The following is a 302-nucleotide window of genomic DNA, read 5'->3' on the forward strand; positions in this document are numbered from 1 at the left end:
ATAGGTCCCGGGAATCTCAACAATGCCAGAGCTGACATAAAAAAGGCAGCGAGCCCTTCGGCGTCGCTGCCCCAGTGTACAAAACCGCACTTTCAAACGCGATCACTCTGTCCGGTTCAGTGCAGCATGTTCAGTCGTTCATCCATGAACACATCCATCTCTGGTGCAAGAATATGAACGTAACGATCAAAGTAGTGCAGGATTACTTCGCCCTGGAAGGCGAACAGCAGAACAAGGGTGACGATCAGCGCAGCGGGCGTGACGGGACCGATTCGTTTCATGAATACGTTATCGAACCATTC

General features: G+C 51.3%; 1 pseudogene. It reads right to left on the bottom strand.

Going from position 1 to position 302, the window contains the following annotated elements:
* Positions 1–116 precede the first annotated feature (116 nt).
* Positions 117–302, bottom strand: a pseudogene (locus E5Q11_RS17915) (hypothetical protein); the annotation flags it as partial.

This window comes from Marinobacter confluentis (assembly GCF_004785685.1).
GTDB classification, from domain to species: Bacteria; Pseudomonadota; Gammaproteobacteria; order Pseudomonadales; family Oleiphilaceae; genus Marinobacter; species Marinobacter confluentis.